The 17324-nt window shown below is 41.6% G+C and carries 15 protein-coding genes; all 15 read left to right on the top strand.

Features of this window, described 5'->3' with window-relative positions:
• The first annotated feature begins 45 nt into the window (after positions 1 to 45).
• The 15 genes from GX348_02775 (at position 46) to GX348_02705 (ending at position 17322) form a co-directional block, all read left to right on the top strand.
• On the top strand, positions 46 to 570 hold the full coding sequence (locus GX348_02775) for a hypothetical protein (protein NLP41110.1): 525 nt from the start codon (positions 46 to 48) through the stop codon (positions 568 to 570).
• Between the two features lie 110 nt (positions 571 to 680).
• Complete coding sequence (gene aroF / locus GX348_02770) at positions 681 to 1694, top strand: 3-deoxy-7-phosphoheptulonate synthase (protein ID NLP41109.1); 1014 nt, start codon at positions 681 to 683, stop codon at positions 1692 to 1694.
• A gap of 17 nt (positions 1695 to 1711) precedes the next feature.
• The gene (gene aroA / locus GX348_02765; GenBank protein NLP41108.1) at positions 1712 to 3007 is read left to right on the top strand and encodes a 3-phosphoshikimate 1-carboxyvinyltransferase; all 1296 of its coding nucleotides are present in this window, start codon (positions 1712 to 1714) and stop codon (positions 3005 to 3007) included.
• Positions 3008 to 3037: 30 nt separating this feature from the next.
• Positions 3038 to 3709 carry a (d)CMP kinase gene (locus GX348_02760; GenBank protein NLP41107.1) on the top strand — a complete coding sequence of 224 codons (672 nt, stop codon included), beginning with the start codon at positions 3038 to 3040 and terminating at the stop codon, positions 3707 to 3709.
• On the top strand, positions 3702 to 4286 hold the full coding sequence (locus GX348_02755; GenBank protein ID NLP41106.1) for a 1-acyl-sn-glycerol-3-phosphate acyltransferase: 585 nt from the start codon (positions 3702 to 3704) through the stop codon (positions 4284 to 4286). Before GX348_02760 ends, GX348_02755 begins: the two co-directional genes overlap by 8 nt.
• A 4-nt stretch (positions 4287 to 4290) precedes the next feature.
• The gene (locus GX348_02750; GenBank protein NLP41105.1) at positions 4291 to 5988 is read left to right on the top strand and encodes a histidine kinase; all 1698 of its coding nucleotides are present in this window, start codon (positions 4291 to 4293) and stop codon (positions 5986 to 5988) included.
• Entirely contained in the window at positions 5985 to 6749 is a 765-nt protein-coding gene (locus tag GX348_02745; protein ID NLP41104.1) for a response regulator transcription factor, read from the top strand. Before GX348_02750 ends, GX348_02745 begins: the two co-directional genes overlap by 4 nt.
• A gap of 181 nt (positions 6750 to 6930) precedes the next feature.
• On the top strand, positions 6931 to 8784 hold the full coding sequence (locus GX348_02740) for a carbon starvation protein A (GenBank protein NLP41103.1): 1854 nt from the start codon (positions 6931 to 6933) through the stop codon (positions 8782 to 8784).
• 205 nt (positions 8785 to 8989) lie between these two features.
• The gene (locus tag GX348_02735) at positions 8990 to 10960 is read left to right on the top strand and encodes a bifunctional 4-hydroxy-3-methylbut-2-enyl diphosphate reductase/30S ribosomal protein S1 (GenBank protein ID NLP41102.1); all 1971 of its coding nucleotides are present in this window, start codon (positions 8990 to 8992) and stop codon (positions 10958 to 10960) included.
• An 11-nt stretch (positions 10961 to 10971) separates the two neighbouring features.
• Positions 10972 to 12036 carry a type 2 isopentenyl-diphosphate Delta-isomerase gene (locus GX348_02730; protein ID NLP41101.1) on the top strand — a complete coding sequence of 355 codons (1065 nt, stop codon included), beginning with the start codon at positions 10972 to 10974 and terminating at the stop codon, positions 12034 to 12036.
• Between the two features lie 81 nt (positions 12037 to 12117).
• Complete coding sequence (locus GX348_02725) at positions 12118 to 12879, top strand: DUF1614 domain-containing protein (protein NLP41100.1); 762 nt, start codon at positions 12118 to 12120, stop codon at positions 12877 to 12879.
• Positions 12764 to 14029, top strand: coding sequence for a stage II sporulation protein P (locus tag GX348_02720; GenBank protein ID NLP41099.1), 1266 nt, complete (start codon positions 12764 to 12766; stop codon positions 14027 to 14029). Before GX348_02725 ends, GX348_02720 begins: the two co-directional genes overlap by 116 nt.
• Positions 14030 to 14131: 102 nt before the next feature.
• Positions 14132 to 15439 (top strand): DUF512 domain-containing protein, encoded by a 1308-nt coding sequence (locus GX348_02715; GenBank protein ID NLP41098.1) that lies wholly within the window; start codon positions 14132 to 14134, stop codon positions 15437 to 15439.
• 2 nt (positions 15440 to 15441) lie between these two features.
• On the top strand, positions 15442 to 15975 hold the full coding sequence (locus tag GX348_02710) for a cob(I)yrinic acid a,c-diamide adenosyltransferase (protein NLP41097.1): 534 nt from the start codon (positions 15442 to 15444) through the stop codon (positions 15973 to 15975).
• Positions 15976 to 15999: 24 nt separating this feature from the next.
• Positions 16000 to 17322: a ribosome biogenesis GTPase Der gene (locus GX348_02705; GenBank protein NLP41096.1), complete on the top strand. Its 1323-nt coding sequence runs from the start codon at positions 16000 to 16002 to the stop codon at positions 17320 to 17322.
• Positions 17323 to 17324: the final 2 nt, after the last annotated feature.

Genomic DNA, 17324 nt, shown 5'->3' with positions numbered 1-17324 from the left:
TGTTTTGAGCATAATATGGGAAACATTAGATTTTGGAGGAGCAAAGTGAGTACTTCAAAATGGAATTGGCTGCTGAACATTGACAAATTAATATTCAAGCTTGCTTCAGTCTTAATTGTTACCTTAGTTAGTATACAATTATTACATATAAACGATAATATGCGACTATACATTTCTAAAGTAGACAGGCTTGAGGGAGATAATATTAGTCTTGAGGGGACTTATCATGCCGAGGCGCCTTTACAGATTAAAGACAGCGAATCGGCAGCGGGCTATTTTAAGTCATTCCGTGCAAGTAAGGTTCTGAATTTACGCCTAATAAAGCCTCAAGCAAGTTCGGATATATGTGCCACAGTTAATGGAAAGGTAATCGACGACTTTCGAAAAGGTAGTGTCAGACTGATTGTATATGATGGCGACTATGTTGAGATTGACTCTACAGCCTTTCAAGGACCCGTACAAGCCGTTGTTAATGTAATAGGTGACAAGGTGGAAGCGCCAATTGATGGACTGTTTTTAGAGGGCAATGGCAATATGCTGCCAATTGGCCGGGTAAAGTTTAAAAACTAGCCATTTCTCGTTAGAAACTGCAAGATAAAAATATATGGAAAAGGATATCAGCTTTTTGTAGGGAATATAAAATTACAAGAATTTTTCGCTAGACACCGGAGGTTTCGTCTATGATCATTGTTATGAATGCCCCAACGACCGACCAAGTCAATCGGGTTATTGAAAAATTGACTCAAGTCGGTCTTGACGCACATTATCTACATAGCTGCGGAAAAACAATCGTTACAGCAATTGGGGATTCGACAGCTTGCAACGAAAAGCAATATGAGCGGATGCCTGGAGTTGATAGAGTTTTACCAATTGTAACTCCTTATAAATTAGTAAGCCGGGAATTTCGATCCGATAATAGCCTTGTCCAAGTAGAAGGAGTCTGCTTTGGCGGGACAAGCATTCCTGTAATTGCCGGACCGTGCGCTGTTGAAAGTTATGAACAATTGAAGGAGTCTGCCTTGGCTGTTAAAAAAGCCGGAGCAAAACTCCTACGCGGAGGTGCCTATAAACCTCGTACTTCACCTTATAGTTTTCAGGGGTTGGAGCAGGAGGGACTTGATATCCTCAGAGCTGTTTCTAAAGAAGTTGGATTACCAATAGTTTCAGAAGTTACTGACCCTCGCGCTGTTGAGGTCATGGCCGAGCAAATTCACATGCTACAAATAGGTGCGCGAAATATGCAGAATTTTGTACTCCTGAAGGAAGTGGCTAAAACTAATAGGCCAGTGCTTTTAAAACGAGGGCCGGCTGCCTCAATTGAAGAATGGTTAATGGCCGCTGAGTATATCATGGCCGGCGGAAATGATAAGATAGTGTTGTGCGAACGGGGAATACGGACCTTTGAAAGTTTTACCCGCAACACTTTGGACTTAAATGCTGTTCCAGTTATTAAACAACTTAGTCATTTGCCAATTGTGGTCGATCCAAGCCATGGTACTGGAAATTGGAGTTGGGTTGGACCAATGGCTAAGGCAGCTCTTGGTGCAGGAGCAGACGGCTTAATAATTGAGGTTCATCCTGATCCCGAAGAGGCTGTATCGGATGGGCCGCAATCGTTGACACCGATAAATTTCAGGCAATTAATGCAAGAGTTAACCTCAATAGCCGCTGCGCTTAACAGAAAAATGAGTTAAGCAAAGGAAGGTGCTAAATGGAATCAAAAATAGTAAATAGAGTATCCGTATTACGAGGCGATATAGCCATACCCGGCGATAAATCGGTTTCGCATCGCAGTGTAATGATGGCAAGCCTATCATCTACGCCTGTGCTTGTTAAAAATTTCCTCAACTCTGATGATTGTCTGGCAACTGTTGCTTGTATGACTAAGTTAGGGGCAAAGGTTGAACAAAAGACACCCAATGAACTATTAATATCGGGAAATGGGTTATTCGGACTAAAGGAACCACAGGATGTTCTAGATGCCGGAAATTCAGGTACAACGATGCGGCTGCTAGCTGGTATTTTAGGAGCGCAGCCGTTTTTTAGTATCTTAACAGGAGATCATTCGCTCTGCTCCCGGCCTATGGGACGAGTAATTGAGCCTTTACAGCGAATGGGTTGTTTTATACTTGGCCGGGATCAGTCGAAATATGCACCCTTGGCTTTAGCTCCAGCTTCCAAAATCCACGGTATTGAATATAAAACACCTGTGGCTAGCGCCCAGTTAAAATCTGCTATTTTGTTAGCTGGGCTATTTGCAGACGGCGCTACTGTTGTTACTGAACCAGAACTATCTCGGGATCATACTGAGAAAATTCTTGCGGCCTTCGGTGTACCAATTAGTGTATCTGGTACGTCAATTAAACTAACACCAGTGTCAGAACTTAAAGCACCTGACATACTGCAAGTTCCGGGCGACATAAGTTCGGCTGCTTTCTGGGTTGTTGCAGCGACAATAATTCCTGGAAGTAAAATTATTCTGCGCAATGTCGGTGTTAATCCTACCCGAACAGGCATAATCCATGTTCTAAAACAGATGGGAGCAAATATACAATTAGTAAATGAGTCGTTCGCAGGGCAAGAGCCCATTGCTGATTTAATTGTCTCGTCAGCCGAACTTGTAGGCGTTGAAATTAAACCGGCCATTATTCCGACTCTGGTAGATGAAATACCAATTTTAGCCGTAGCGGCAATGTTTGCCAAGGGAAGAACAATAATACGGGGTGCGTCTGAGCTCAGAGTTAAGGAAACTGATCGATTAAAGGCTATAAGTACTGAATTTAATAAGATGGGTGCTAATATTATCGAGACCAAAGACGGCCTGGTAATTGATGGCCCGCAGCAGCTAAAATTTGGACGAGTCTATTCCCATAATGATCATCGAATGGCAATGGCATTGGCAGTTGCCGGGGCTGCAGCCCAAGGCGTGCAAATAGATTATGCAAAATGTGTATCTATATCATATCCTGACTTTTTTAATGTACTAAAAAAGCTAAGTGAGCAATAGGATAAATGATAAATGATAAGTGGAGGAACAATGAAGAAACTGACGATTGCAATTGACGGACCAGCCGGTGCGGGTAAAAGCACAGTCGCACAAATAGTTGCCGGAACTCTGAACTATACCTATATCGACACTGGGGCAATGTACAGGGCTGTTACTTGGCTGGCAATAGCTAATAATATTACTTCAGATAAAGTTTTAATTAATTACGCACGCGAGGCCGTTATAAGGCTAGCTTATATTAATGGCAAAACAAAGGTGTTTGTCAACGGCACGGATGTAACTGACGAAATTCGCACTCCTGAAATTTCACGTAAGGTAGCAGAAATAGCTCAGATTCCTGCTATTAGGGAAGTCTTAATAGCTAAGCAGCGTGAGATGGCCCAGGAGGGTGGAGTGGTAATGGATGGGCGTGACATAGGCAGCTATGTCTTACCAAATGCCGATGTTAAATTATTTTTAACAGCTTCAATCGAAGAAAGGGCACGACGGAGATGGCAGGAACTTACAGAGAAAGGTATTGATGTTTCCCTTCAGGACATTGCCAATGATATTACTTGCCGTGACAAACAAGATTGTGAGCGGGAGATAGCTCCTCTAAAGAAAACTGAAGACGCTATTTTGATCGATACTACAGGAATAACAATTCAAGGCACAGTACAAAAGATTCTAGATATTTGCAGGGAGAGAGCAGGTCTTGTATGATATTTTAAAATTACTAGTTTTAGTGTTGTTTAAATTGGTGTTCTGTTTGGAGATTTCCGGTCAAAATAATATCCCCAAAAAAGGCAGCGCAATTATTGCCTCCAATCACATAAGCTTGCTGGATCCGCCGGTGATTGGCGTGAGTATGCCAAGATATATTCATTTTATGGCCAAAGAAGAATTATTCAAGTATCCCGTGTTTAATTGGATTATCACACAGCTTAAAGCTTTTCCTGTACGGCGGGGAACTGCTGACCGCACTGCTATACGGACAGCAATTAATCTACTGGAATCAGGGGCAATAGTCGGGCTTTTTCCTGAAGGAACCCGGAGTAAAACAGGGGTACTTGGCAAACCTGAACCCGGTTTAGCTCTAATAGCTGTTAAAACAGGGGCACCAATTATTCCGACTGCTGTCATTGGAACCGGCGACTTTAGTAAAAAGCTTCTACCGAAATTTAAAGTGAAGTTTGGTAAGCCGATAGGAGTAGAAAAAGGGAAAACTGATAAAGAAAGTCTGGAGAAAATCAGCCAGTCCTTAATGCAAGAAATTGCTAGATTGATAAAAGAGGGGTAATCGCATGCATGATAGTCTGTCAATGGTGTTATTCCAGCGAATAGCAATTATTGCAGTCGTTGCCTATGTCTTTTCTCAAACCCAGGCTTTTAGATCTTTGTTTAAAAAAGAAACAACTCTCAAAGAAAAACTTGTGCTAATATTAATTTTTACAACAGTTTCGATCGCTGGAACTTATTTCGGAATTCCAATAGAAGATGCCTTGGCTAACGTCAGAGATACCGGCACTATTGTTGCTGGTCTTCTGGGCGGTCCGCTGGTTGGCGGCATAACCGGTGCTATAAGTGGTATCCATCGCATGACTCTTGGCGGGTTTACTGCGGTAGAATGTGGTTTTGCAACTATCCTTGGCGGTATATTATCTGGCTATATAAGTGTTCGAATGAAACCCAGAACTCCTGAGGTAATCACCGGAATAGTTACAGGAGTATTTATTGTTTTATTCAGCATGGGGCTGATATTATTGTTTGCTAAGCCTTTCAGCGCAGCGGCTTCTCTTGTATTCAAAGTTGCGGTACCAATGTCAGTTGCTAATGCAATTGGTATTGCCGTTTTCATGATAATCATTCATAACGCTCGCGAGCATCAAAATAAAATTGGCGCCCTCCAAACTAATAAAGCACTTCGTATAGCTAATGCAACATTGCCACACCTGCGCAAAGGACTAAACTCAAATTCAGCTGAAAAAGTAGCAGCAACTATAAAGAATATGACTTCCGCATCGGCAGTAGCTGTAACCGATTGCTCGCAAATACTTGCCCATGTCGGAATGGGGTCTGAACACCATCATAGGGGAGCTCCGCTACCTGAAATGATAAGGAGTTGTTTGACCACTGGACATATTACTCTTGTGCAGTCAGCTAATGAATTAGGCTGCAGTTATGCAAAATGTCCGCTTAAGTCGGCAATAACGGTACAATTATTATGCCGGGAAGAAAAAGTTGGGACGTTGACGATTTATTACTCGTCTGAAGCGGCTATTACTGAGCTGGATATTGAGTTCGCGCAAGGCCTCGGACAAATTTTTAGTACACAGCTAGAGCTGGCTAAACTGCAGCAAAAGGCTGAGCTAGCTACAAAAGCCGAATTAAAAGCCTTGAGAGCGCAAATAAATCCCCATTTTTTATTTAACTCCTTGAACACCATTGTGTCACTATGTCGGACAAATTCAGAAGAGGCTAGACATTTAATTATAGAATTAAGCGACTTTTTTAGACGAAGCCTGAAATCAGCGCAAGAATTTGTTAATATTCAAGAAGAATTAGAACTTGTCGATTCATATCTAACGCTTGAAAAGGCTCGATTTGGTCGGCGTCTTTCTGTAGAAAAAGATATTGATTCGGAAGCTATGAGTGTCCCAATTCCTATTTTTACCTTGCAGCCGTTAGTAGAGAATGCTGTAAAACACGGACTGTTGGCGAAGGAACAAGGAGGAACAGTAACTATCTTAATTAAAAAAGACCACAATCGGGTGCTGATCTGCATAAATGATGACGGACAAGGAATTGCCCCCGAGCTGCTAACGAAGATACTTACACATGGCTTCGGGAAGGGCGCCGGTGTCGGTTTATCAAATGTTAATGAACGGCTGAAAGTTATTTACGGCCCGCAGCATACGTTGGCAATCGACAGCGTGCTGGGTGTTGGTACGAATGTTAGATTCAGTATTCCGATAAGGAGTAATGAAGGGGTGGTAGCATGAGCACATCAATGACCATTCGGGCAATGATTGTTGATGATGAAGAGCATGCACGCAACGAGTTAAGATATTTGCTTGCGGAATATCCTGATGTTGAAATCATCAGCCAATCAAGTAATTGTTCTGAGGCATTGAGAGTAATTGATAAACTAACGCCGCATCTAGTGTTTATGGATATAGAAATGCCAGGCATGAATGGACTTAAAGCTGCAAAAAAAATTGCCGCGGCAGAATTTCCGCCGCTTATTGTTTTTGCAACAGCCCATGAAGAATTTGCTGCCAAGGCTTATGAAATTGACGCTGTTGATTATCTTTTAAAGCCATTCTCATCAAAAAGAGTTAACAGGTGTATAAAAAGGGTACGAAATCTTTTGACGAACAGGCTGAATGTTTCCAGCCACTATCTATCAAGCATAAACAGTCAACCTTCTAAGCAAAAATTAGCCATAGAGAATAATGGCAAGGCTAGCATTATTGATATTAATGATATTATATTAGCCTGCTGTGTAGACGGGCAAGTGGCAATCTACACTAACGACAGAACCTATTATTCTAATATGACGCTTCATGAACTTCAGGTGCGACTTAAATACCAACCATTTTTCCGTAGTCATCGATCATATTTAGTAAATATCGAAAAAATCCGTGAAGTAATACCTTGGTTTAACGGTACATATAATTTAGTACTTGAAGGTATGCCTAGAATGGAAGTCCCGGTAAGTCGCCAACACGCAGGCTGTTTAAAAAAAATATTCAATCTATAATGCAATTGGGAAGGGAAACTATGTAGTTCACCCTTCCTTTTTGACATATCGGGCCAACTTTAAAGTATGTATTCAAAATGAAGATTATCATAAAATAAAGCAAGTTATCAGAATTTACAGTGTTCTGTTTTAAGGAGGTGAAGCCACAGGGTTTATTATTTCAAGTAAAGGAGATGAAAGTATGAATTCAGTAATGCTACTAATTGTTGCAGCGTGCGTTTTTGCTCTTGCTTATCGCTATTATTCTTCTTTTATTGCTGCCAAGGTTTTTGCATTAAATGATTCTTACGTAACACCCGCATACCGTCTGAATGACGGTCGTGAATTTGTGCCAACTAATAAATGGGTTCTATTTGGTCATCATTTTGCGGCAATTGCCGGTGCAGGTCCGCTAGTTGGGCCAGTTTTAGCCGCCCAATATGGCTGGGGACCTGGTTTTGTATGGATTCTGCTTGGTTCAGTTTTTGCTGGCGCAGTACATGACTTTATAATTCTATTTGCATCGATTCGTCATAACGGCCAATCGCTTGCTGTTATCGCCAGACGGGAAACTGGTCCAGTTACTGGTGTTACTACTTCTTTAGCCATCTTTTTTATAATTATCGTAGCACTAGCTGGTTTGGCAATTGTTGTCGTAAATGCTTTATTTAAAAATCCATGGGGTTTATACACCCTTGCTATGACCATCCCGATCGCAGTAGCAGTTGGGCTTTATATGTTCAAGATTTCTCCGGGATCAATTCGTTCTGGTTCGATTATTGGTTTTTTATTGGTTATGGGCGCGGTATTCACTGGACATTGGCTAAGCCCAGGCCAACCATGGGAAGGAATAGCAGGTGCATTCTACTTTACTAAGCCGCAGCTTTCGATTGCTCTTCCGCTTTACGGTTTCTTTGCGGCAGTTTTACCGGTTTGGTTACTGCTGGCACCTCGGGATTATTTAAGCTCCTATATGAAGATTGGTACAATACTGGCTCTTGCAGCAGGCATTCTAATTGTTCAACCTATAGTTCATATGCCGATGACTACAAGATTTGTTGATGGCGGCGGACCAATTATTCCTGGACCTTGGTGGCCGTATGTATTTATTACAATCGCTTGTGGCGCAATTTCTGGGTTCCACTCATTAATTAGTTCAGGCACTACTCCAAAGATGATTGAAAAAGAAACTCAATCTCGTATGATTGCATATGGCGGTATGTTAGTAGAAGGTTTTGTTGGTATAATGGCATTAATTTCAGCAGTAGTTTTAATGCCTGGCGATTACTTTGCCATAAATACTCCGGCAGCATCCTTTGCTAAAATTAATATACCGACTGTAGAACTTAATGAACTTGCCCTTCTTGTCGGCATGGATATAGCCCATCGACCAGGCGGTGCAGTTTCACTAGCGGTTGGTATGGCGCATGTTTTCTCTAGTATTGGCGGTATGAAACATCTTATGAGTTACTGGTATCAATTTGCCATAATGTTTGAGGCCCTCTTTATTTTGACAACCATTGATGCCGGTACGCGGGTAGCTCGATATATTCTTCAAGATATTCTAGGGACTTACGTTTATGCACCGCTGAAACAAACAGGATGGTGGCCTGGAATTCTGTTTTCAAGCGCTTTAGTTACTTATATGTGGGGCTATCTATTGTATAGTGGTGACGTTGCAACCATATGGCCGCTTTTTGGTGTAGCTAACCAATTGCTTGCTTGTGTTGCACTGGCCGTTGGAACTACAATTATCCTTAAAATTGCTCCCAAGAAGTCCTATGCTTGGGTAACTTTTGCACCGCTAATCTTTTTAGCAATCACCGTTATTACTGCCGGTATCATGAACGTCGGTATGTATTTTAAACGCGGGGATACACTTGGCAATTTGAATGGTACAGTCAGTATATTCTTGATTATCTTGGTTATTGTTACTCTGATTGACTCAGCGCGTAAATGGTTGGAGCTTCTCAAAACTGATGGACCGATTGGCATGAACACCGAAATACAAGACTTTACTCAATATGAGGTAAAACAACCGTCTAGTACGCAATAGAAACGACTCGAAAAATAAGAGGGTCCATTGAGGCGCTCTTATTTTTTTTATGAATATAGCAATAATAATATTTTAAGATAGCGCAGCGTACTTGAGGAATACTAGGCATTAAGGTACTAATTCTTTAGTAAAAATATATGTAAATAAAGGAATTATATTTTTGAGGTGCGAATACTATAATCAATATTTAAATAGGAGGTTGCCAATGAAAGTCTATTTGGCCAAACATCGAGGCTTTTGCTACGGTGTAAAGCGCGCAGTTGAACTGGCGGAGGCGACTGCCAATAGTACAGAAAATGTTCATACGCTCGGACCAATCATTCACAATCCCCAAGTAGTCGGCCGCTTAGCCGACCAAGGCATTGCAGTGGCTGAGGACTTGTCACAGATAAAAGATGGTAAAGTAATAATACGTTCTCATGGGGTTGGCCCACGCATTTACGATGAGGCCAAAGCTAGTGGGTTAGAAATTGTTGATGCAACTTGTCCGCATGTGAAAAAAGCCCAACAGGCCGCAGCCGAGCTTTTGGTCGAAGGGTACAAGGTTGTCGTAGTTGGTGAACGACATCATCCTGAGGTCAAGAGTATTGTTGAGTGGTCTAAAAATACAGCAACAGTCATCGAAACAACCGAAGAAGCGCAGAACCTGCCATTTACAGCCCGCATAGGTGTTGTTGTGCAGACAACCTTTGCTGGAAGAGACTTTGATGCGATTGTAGCAATCTTAAAGGCTAAGTGCGATGAATTTAGGATTGAAAGAACTATTTGCAACGCTACCGAAGCTAGGCAAGGAGCAGCTGTTGAACTGGCCCGTACTGTCGATATTATGATAATAATCGGTGGAAAAAATAGTGCCAATACCTCACGGTTAGCTGAACTTTGTCATGAGGTTTGCAGAAAAGTTTTTCATATTGAAACTGCTCAAGAGCTTAAAAAAGAATGGTTTGAGGATGTTAAGACGGCTGGTGTTACTGCCGGAGCATCTACTCCGGACTGGATTATCAAGGAGGTCGTACAAACAATGGAACAACTAGGTCAAGAAAATGGACAGGAAATCAGTCAGCTAGAGTCCGGCACAATTCTAAAGGGTAAGGTCGTAAGCGTCCGGCCTGACGAAGTATTTGTTGATATAGGCTATAAGGCGGAAGGGATAATTTCCAAAGCCGAATTGGCCTATCCGACACCTGAAAATGCTGCAGAAGTTGTAAAGGACGGCGACATTATCGATGTATATGTAATAGAGGCTGAGAATGAGGAGGGTAATGTTAAACTTTCCAAGGTGCGAGCCGATAAAATTGTAGCTTGGGAGAAACTACAATCCGCTTTAGATGATGGACAACCACTTGCAGTGAAGGTAACCGAGGTTGTAAAAGGCGGTTTGGTAGCAGCTGTTTTTGGGCTGCGAGGTTTCATTCCTGCCTCACAGGTTGGTTTACGCTTCGTTCAGGATTTGTCTCAGCATGTTGGTCAAACACTGGAAGTTTTACTAATTGAGTTAAACCAAGAGAAAAATAAGATAGTATTATCGCGCAGAGCAGTCTTGGAAAAGGAACGTCGTAAAGTCGAAAACGAAATTTTCGCCAAGGTTGCTGTTAATCAGGAATTGCAGGGGACCGTGACCCGTCTTGCTGATTTTGGAGCATTTGTTGATATCGGAGGAGTCGAGGGGCTTGTCCATATCTCCGATTTATCCTGGCAGAGAGTGAAAACTCCGGCAGAGGTTGTTAACGTTGGTGACCAAGTTAAAGTTATTGTTTTAAAGGTCGATGTGCAAGCAAGAAAACTATCCTTGGGTTTAAAGCAAACGCTTCGCGACCCATGGTTTGATGCAACTGAAAATATTGCCGAGGGTATGCTTGTCAATGGAACAGTCAGCAAACTGGCTAAATTCGGTGCTTTTATTAAAATAAAAGACGGTGTTGAAGGTTTGGTACATATTAGTGAGATAAGCGAGCGCAGAGTGGCTAACGCTGCAGATGTTCTTGAGGTTGGTCAAGCAGTTAAAGCTAAAGTAATTGGAGTCGATAAAGCTAGTAAACGCATAGCATTAAGCATTATAAAAGCGCAGGAAGATGCTGAGCGGGCTGAGTATCAAGATTACCTTAATACTCAAGACAAACAAATTGGGGTAACCTTGGGCGAAAAGTTTGGTCATTTATTTAAACGAGAGGATTAAGGAATGCCATGATCCGTCAATCACGCAAACTGGATCACTTAAAATATGCAATGGCTCTTAAAGATGGACCTGTCGCTAATGGTTTTAACGATTTTTCACTAATTCATAATTGCTTGCCAGACATAGCTTCAAGTGATGTAACATTATCTTGTACTCTGTGTGGATTGGAATTGAACCATCCTGTAATTATCAATGCGGTAACGGGTGGGGATAAAGATGTAACTGAGGTTAATGCCAAATTGGCTGAGTTTGCACGGCAAACTAACTCAGTTATGGCGGTTGGCTCACAGTTTGCCGCCATTGAAAGTCCAGAAGTGGAAGAGTCTTTTAATATTGTCAATACCGTCAATCCTGATGGCATTGTATTTGCAAATATAGGCGCGCATGCTACTGCTAAGCAGGCGGAGTTAGCGGTTAAGATGATAAAGGCTAAGGCTATACAAATTCATTTAAATACGGCTCAGGAATTAATTATGGGTGAAGGCGATCACGACTTTTCAGGCTATCTTGAAAATATTAGTCTAATAGCAGCGGCGGTAAACGTACCTGTAATTGTCAAAGAAGTTGGTTGCGGAATTGCCAAAGAGCAAGCGATTAAATTATTTCAAGCTGGGGTAAAGGCTATCGATGTCGGAGGAGTTGGCGGAACTAATTTCTTAGCTATTGAAGCAGCTAGGAATAAGTCTGATTTAGATAAGGAAACTCTATCATGGGGTATTCCTACCGCAATTAGTACAGTAGAGACTTTAAGCGTTTTACCTTCAAATCGCGAAGTAATAGTATCGGGCGGTTTGCGTACTCCACTCGAAGTTGTCAAAGCCATAGCATTGGGCGGAAGCGCAGTTGGCATAGCCAATCCAATTTTGCGTTTAGTGTTAAAAAATGATATGCCGGGCGCGGTAGCTGCATTTAAGGAATTTCTCGTCAAGGTTAAGCTGTATATGACGCTGCTTGGTGCAAAAACTATACAAGATTTGCATTCGGTTCCAATTATTATAACAGGCAAAAGTAAAGATTGGTTAACAGCAAGGAATATTGACATTACACAATTTGCAAACCGTCAAAAGCATGGCTGACTGCCATGCTTTTTTGCATGAATCAGACAATAAAGGGCAAAATAAACCATGCAACTAGAAAATTGGCAAGAGGTGAAACAGATGAATATGCCGATTGGTATGATCACTCTTTTGGTCATCGGAGTTTTGGTTTATTTTGGTATTGCCCACAGGATCCTAGATAGAATGCGGCTGACTGATAAACAAGCTTTAATGTTTATTGCCGCTGTAGTTGTCGGTAGTTTTATCGACATCCCGTTGATGAGCTCACCGACTGAAGTCACCATAAATGTTGGTGGAGCTGTTCTGCCGGCTTTGTTAGCCATTTGGTTAATATTTAAAGCTGATGAAACTGCCGAACGGGTACGGGCGATAGTCGCTGCATTCTTAGTAGCTGCTGCAGTTTCTTTGGGCTCAAGGTATCTGCCATACGAGCCAGAAAATATGTTTCTTGATCCCAAAATCATTTATGGAGTATCGGCAGGCCTAATTGCTTATTTAGCTGGACGTTCACGGCGTAGTGCTTTTGTTGGCGGAGTTTTAGGGATTATTTTGAGCGATATTGTTCATATGTTGACCCTTGTTGGTTTAGGTATTCCCGGAACTACCGCTATGGGTGGGGCAGGTGCTTTTGATGTCGTAATCATCGCCGGAATAGTAGCAGTTATGGTTGCCGAACTAGTCGGGGAGACCCGCGAAAAAATGCAAGGTGGACCGGTATTAGGGCAAAATCGGCCGGAGGGATTATATGAATTTAGTGAGGAGCTCTCACAATACCGGAACAAGAAGAAACAAGAAGACGATACTAATAAACAAAAAAATAATAATTCGGGTAAAAATAGGGAAGGTGAAAAGGGTGAATAGAATAACATGCTGTTTTTTTGCAACACTGTTTGCCCTAATCTTGTTGACTACATCTGGCTATGCGCATGAACGTAATGACGGCGGTTATTATACAATTGTAGACGAGATGGGTACTGCAGTTTATTTGACAGGCCGCGCTATTGATATTGGTGATCAGTTTCTAACAGAGCAAAACAAACGATATGAGGTAATTTCAATCGAAGGTGATACAGCGCACGCTAAATTTATTGGTACCGTAAATATGTCGCTCTACGAACAGCCAAGACAGTCCCCGTTGGCTGCTTTGCTAGCACCTAAAATTGCCAATGCCCAACAAAAAGGTACAGTAGCTATATATCATACACACACTGATGAATCATACGTACCTACAGACGGTGTGGAAAGTAAATTGGGAGCAGGCAGTATAATGAAAGTTGGCTCTGCCTTTGCTGAATCACTTGAGGCTAAAGGTATCAAGGTTATACATTCAAAGGCAAAGCATGACCCCCATGATAATATGGCATATGAACGGTCGCGACGTACGGCAATGAATTTAGTCAAGCAGAAACCTAGCGCAATTTTTGATATCCATCGTGATGCCGTACCGCCTCAGGTCTATGGAACTAAGATTAATGGTAAAGATGTTAGTAAAGTCCAGTTGGTTGTTGGTAAATATGGACCAACTGGTAAGCAAATAGAAGATTATGCTTTGAAAATAAAGGCTGCTGCCGATAAACAACATCCTGGCTTAGTGAAAGGCATATTCTTTGCTAAGGGCGGAGACTATAATCAGGATTTAATGCCAAGATCAATGCTCTTAGAGGTAGGTGCTCATACTAACAGTCTTGATTCGGCCGAACGGGGTATTGCTCTTTTTGCTGATGTTATTCCCTCAGTTATTGGCGCAGCGCCAGCAGGCCAACAAGCTCAAAGCGGGAAAGCTGGCTTTGGTACAGCCGCAGCAGGACCTTCAGGTGCAAGTAAATCGATAGGTTGGATTCTAGGGCTCTTAGTTGTAGGTGTAATTGCATTCTTGTTGCTTAGCACGGGTAGCCTTAAGGAAGCCGGCTCAAAATTCAAGCAATTTACATCAACTGAATTCACTAATTTCTTAGGTTCTATAAAGAAAAGAAATAAAGGCCGTAAAGATGACGATGAGCGTTCTAAATAGGATTTGCGGACAAAGAGTGATGCTTTTTTTCATCACTCTTTGTTTATTTGCAGGAAAAGATAACAAATAGAAGAATTTAATACTAGATAAGAGGTGATAAGTTTGTCAATTAGCGGCGTTATTGCGCATATATCGCCTGAAAGTATAGCTAGTGAGCTTGGGTTAATGCCAGGAGATAAAATCCTAGCAGTGAATGGTCAGGCAGTTACCGATTTAATTGATTTGAGTTTTGCTTTTGCCGATGAAGATATTGAATTGCTTGTTGAAAGGTTAAGTGGTCAACAAGAAATATTTGAAATCGAAAAAGATTATGATGAAGATATGGGAATTGAGTTTGAGAGTGCGGTCTTTGATGGTGTAAGACGCTGTGCTAATAAGTGTATTTTTTGCTTTGTGGATCAAATGGCTCCCGACATGCGCCAAAGCCTGTACGTCAAAGATGACGATTACAGACTTTCCTTTTTATATGGCAATTTTGTAACGCTAACCAATTTGACTCAGAAAGATATAGATCGTATACGCCGGCTACATTTATCGCCGTTATACGTATCTGTACATGCCACCGATGGTCAAGTACGAGCCCGAATGCTAAATAATAAGCGGGCCGGCGATATTATGGGGCAGCTAAAAGCATTAACGGAATTTGGTGTTGAGATACATACTCAAGTTGTTCTTTGTCCGGGTGAGAACGATGGCGAGATTCTAGAGAAAACTTTTAGTAATCTCTATAGCTTGCATCCTAGCGTTTTGTCACTGGCAATTGTGCCGGTAGGCCTAACTAAGTTTCGAGACAATTGCCATCCGCTGCGAGGTTTTACACAAGAAGAGTCGATAAAAATAATCGATATGGTAAGTGCGTGGCAGCAGCAGTGCCGTCAGAAAGATGGCAATTCATTTGTATATCTTTCGGATGAATTTTACTTAGCGGCTGGTTGTCCAATTCCGGAATACGAGTTTTATGACGGTTTTCCTCAACTTGAAAACGGTATCGGCTTAGTCCGAAGCTTTTTAGCTGAGTGGCAAGAGGCTGATTTTATTCAAGATGGATATAAAGAACCAACTTATCTTGATGTAATTTGTGGTGTTTCAGCTGAAAAAGTCTTACGACCGTTGATAGATGATTTGAAAGTTGCTAATCTTAATGTAAGATTAATACCGGTACAAAATCAATTTTTTGGTGAAGCTATTACAGTAACCGGACTTCTCACAGCCCAAGACATACTCGACAAGCTGAAATCGTTACCAGGTAAACGAACCGGTATAATCTTGCCTGGTGTAGCGCTGCGTAAAGGCGAGGACATCTTTTTAGACGATAAAAATCCTGAGTATATCGCTGATGGCCTTGATGTTCCTGTAAAAGTAGCATATAGCGCTAGCGATTTGGTGCGATTATTAACAGCTTGGAGGTAATCATGACTAATTTAGGGTTAATTCAAGTATATACTGGTAATGGCAAAGGAAAAACTACTGCTAGCTTAGGTTTAGCATTACGCGCCACGGGTCATAATTTAAAAGTTTGTATGATTCAATTTATGAAAGAAAGTGATGCCTATGGTGAAGTTCATGCAAGCAAATATCTCCCGAATTTTACGTTGATACAAGTCGGTCGAAATGATTTTGTAAACCTTGCTGATCCGGATCAAATTGATGTTGATTTAGCTCAAAAAGGCTGGCAGAAGGCAAAAGCAATAATAACCTCGGGTGAGTATGATATAGTAATTCTTGATGAAATAAATGTAGCTATCGCTTGTAAGTTGCTTGACGTAAATGAAGTATCAGCCTTTCTTATGAGATTTAAAGCCCTTCCTAAAAAGCCAGAATTAATTTTGACAGGCAGGTATGCCCCCCAGCAAATTATTGATATTGCCGATTTAGTAACCGAAATGCAAGAAATTCGGCATTATTATAACGGTGGTACTGAATCCCGGGCCGGGGCAGAATACTAAAGAGAATGATAGTAGGTGATAATATTGAATAAACCAATTGTTGCAATAGTTGGTCGGCCGAATGTCGGAAAATCAACCTTATTCAATCGTATCGGCAAGAAAAGGGTTTCCATAGTTGAAGATATGCCTGGCGTAACGCGCGACAGGATCTATATGGATGGAGAATGGCTCGGCCGCGAGTTTACCATGGTAGATACTGGCGGTATCGAATTTGAAACAACTGATAAAATTCTTACGTTAATGCGGCACCAAGCTAAATTAGCCATTGAGGAAGCCGATGTTATCGTATTTGTTGTCGATGCCAAAACAGGCCTGACCACGGCTGACCAGGAAGTAGCGGCCATTTTACGCAGCACCCGCAAACCGGTGATTTTGGCTGTTAATAAAGTTGACAGCGTGAAAAATGAACATGATATTTATGAGTTTTATAATTTGGGTCTTGGTGATCCAATCGGTATATCGGCAGCCAATCTATTAAATATAGGAGACTTACTAGATCGTGTTATTGAATGCCTTGCCGATTATACACCAGTTGAAGATCATGACGATTTGATAAAGGTCGCCGTAATTGGCAGGCCGAATGTTGGTAAGTCTTCATTAGTAAATTCACTAATTGGTGAAGAACGGGTAATAGTGAGTGATGTTCCGGGCACTACCCGTGACGCTATTGACACTCATTTTACTAAAGATAATACTAACTTTTTACTGATTGATACCGCAGGTATGCGGCGCAAAGCTAAAATTGACATGCCCGTTGAACGTTATAGTGTTATTCGTTCGCTTAGAGCAATTGACAGGGCAGATGTTGTTCTTATGGTAATAAACGCCGAAGAAGGGGTTACCGAACAGGATAAAAAAATTGTTGGTTATGCGCATGAGGCTGGCAAAGCTACAATTATTGTTGTTAATAAGTGGGATCTTATTGAAAAGGACAGTAAAACAGCTTTGAGATTTACAGATATGATTCGTAATGAGATGGCGTTTATTCAATATGCTCCGGTTCTGTTTACTTCGGCGCTCACCAAACAAAGAGTTAACCGGATAACAGATTTGGTAAAGTACGTTGCCGATCAGCATTCGATGCGCGTTCAAACTAGCGTTCTGAATCAAGTAATTGAGGACGCGACAGCCATTAATCCGCCGCCATCCAGTCATGGGAAACGCTTAAAAATTTATTTTGCTACCCAGCCGGATGTTAAGCCCCCGACCTTTATTCTTTTTGTTAATGATCCGGAAATAATGCATTTTTCTTACCTTCGTTATTTAGAGAATAAACTTAGAGAGAGTTTTGGTCTTGAAGGCACACCGATAAAACTTGTAGTACGAGGCCGCAAGGAAGAAGAATAGCT

The organism is Veillonellaceae bacterium (assembly GCA_012523975.1).
Classification (GTDB): Bacteria; Bacillota; Negativicutes; order JAAYSF01; family JAAYSF01; genus JAAYSF01.
This window is presented reverse-complemented; position numbering and strand designations above follow the sequence as displayed.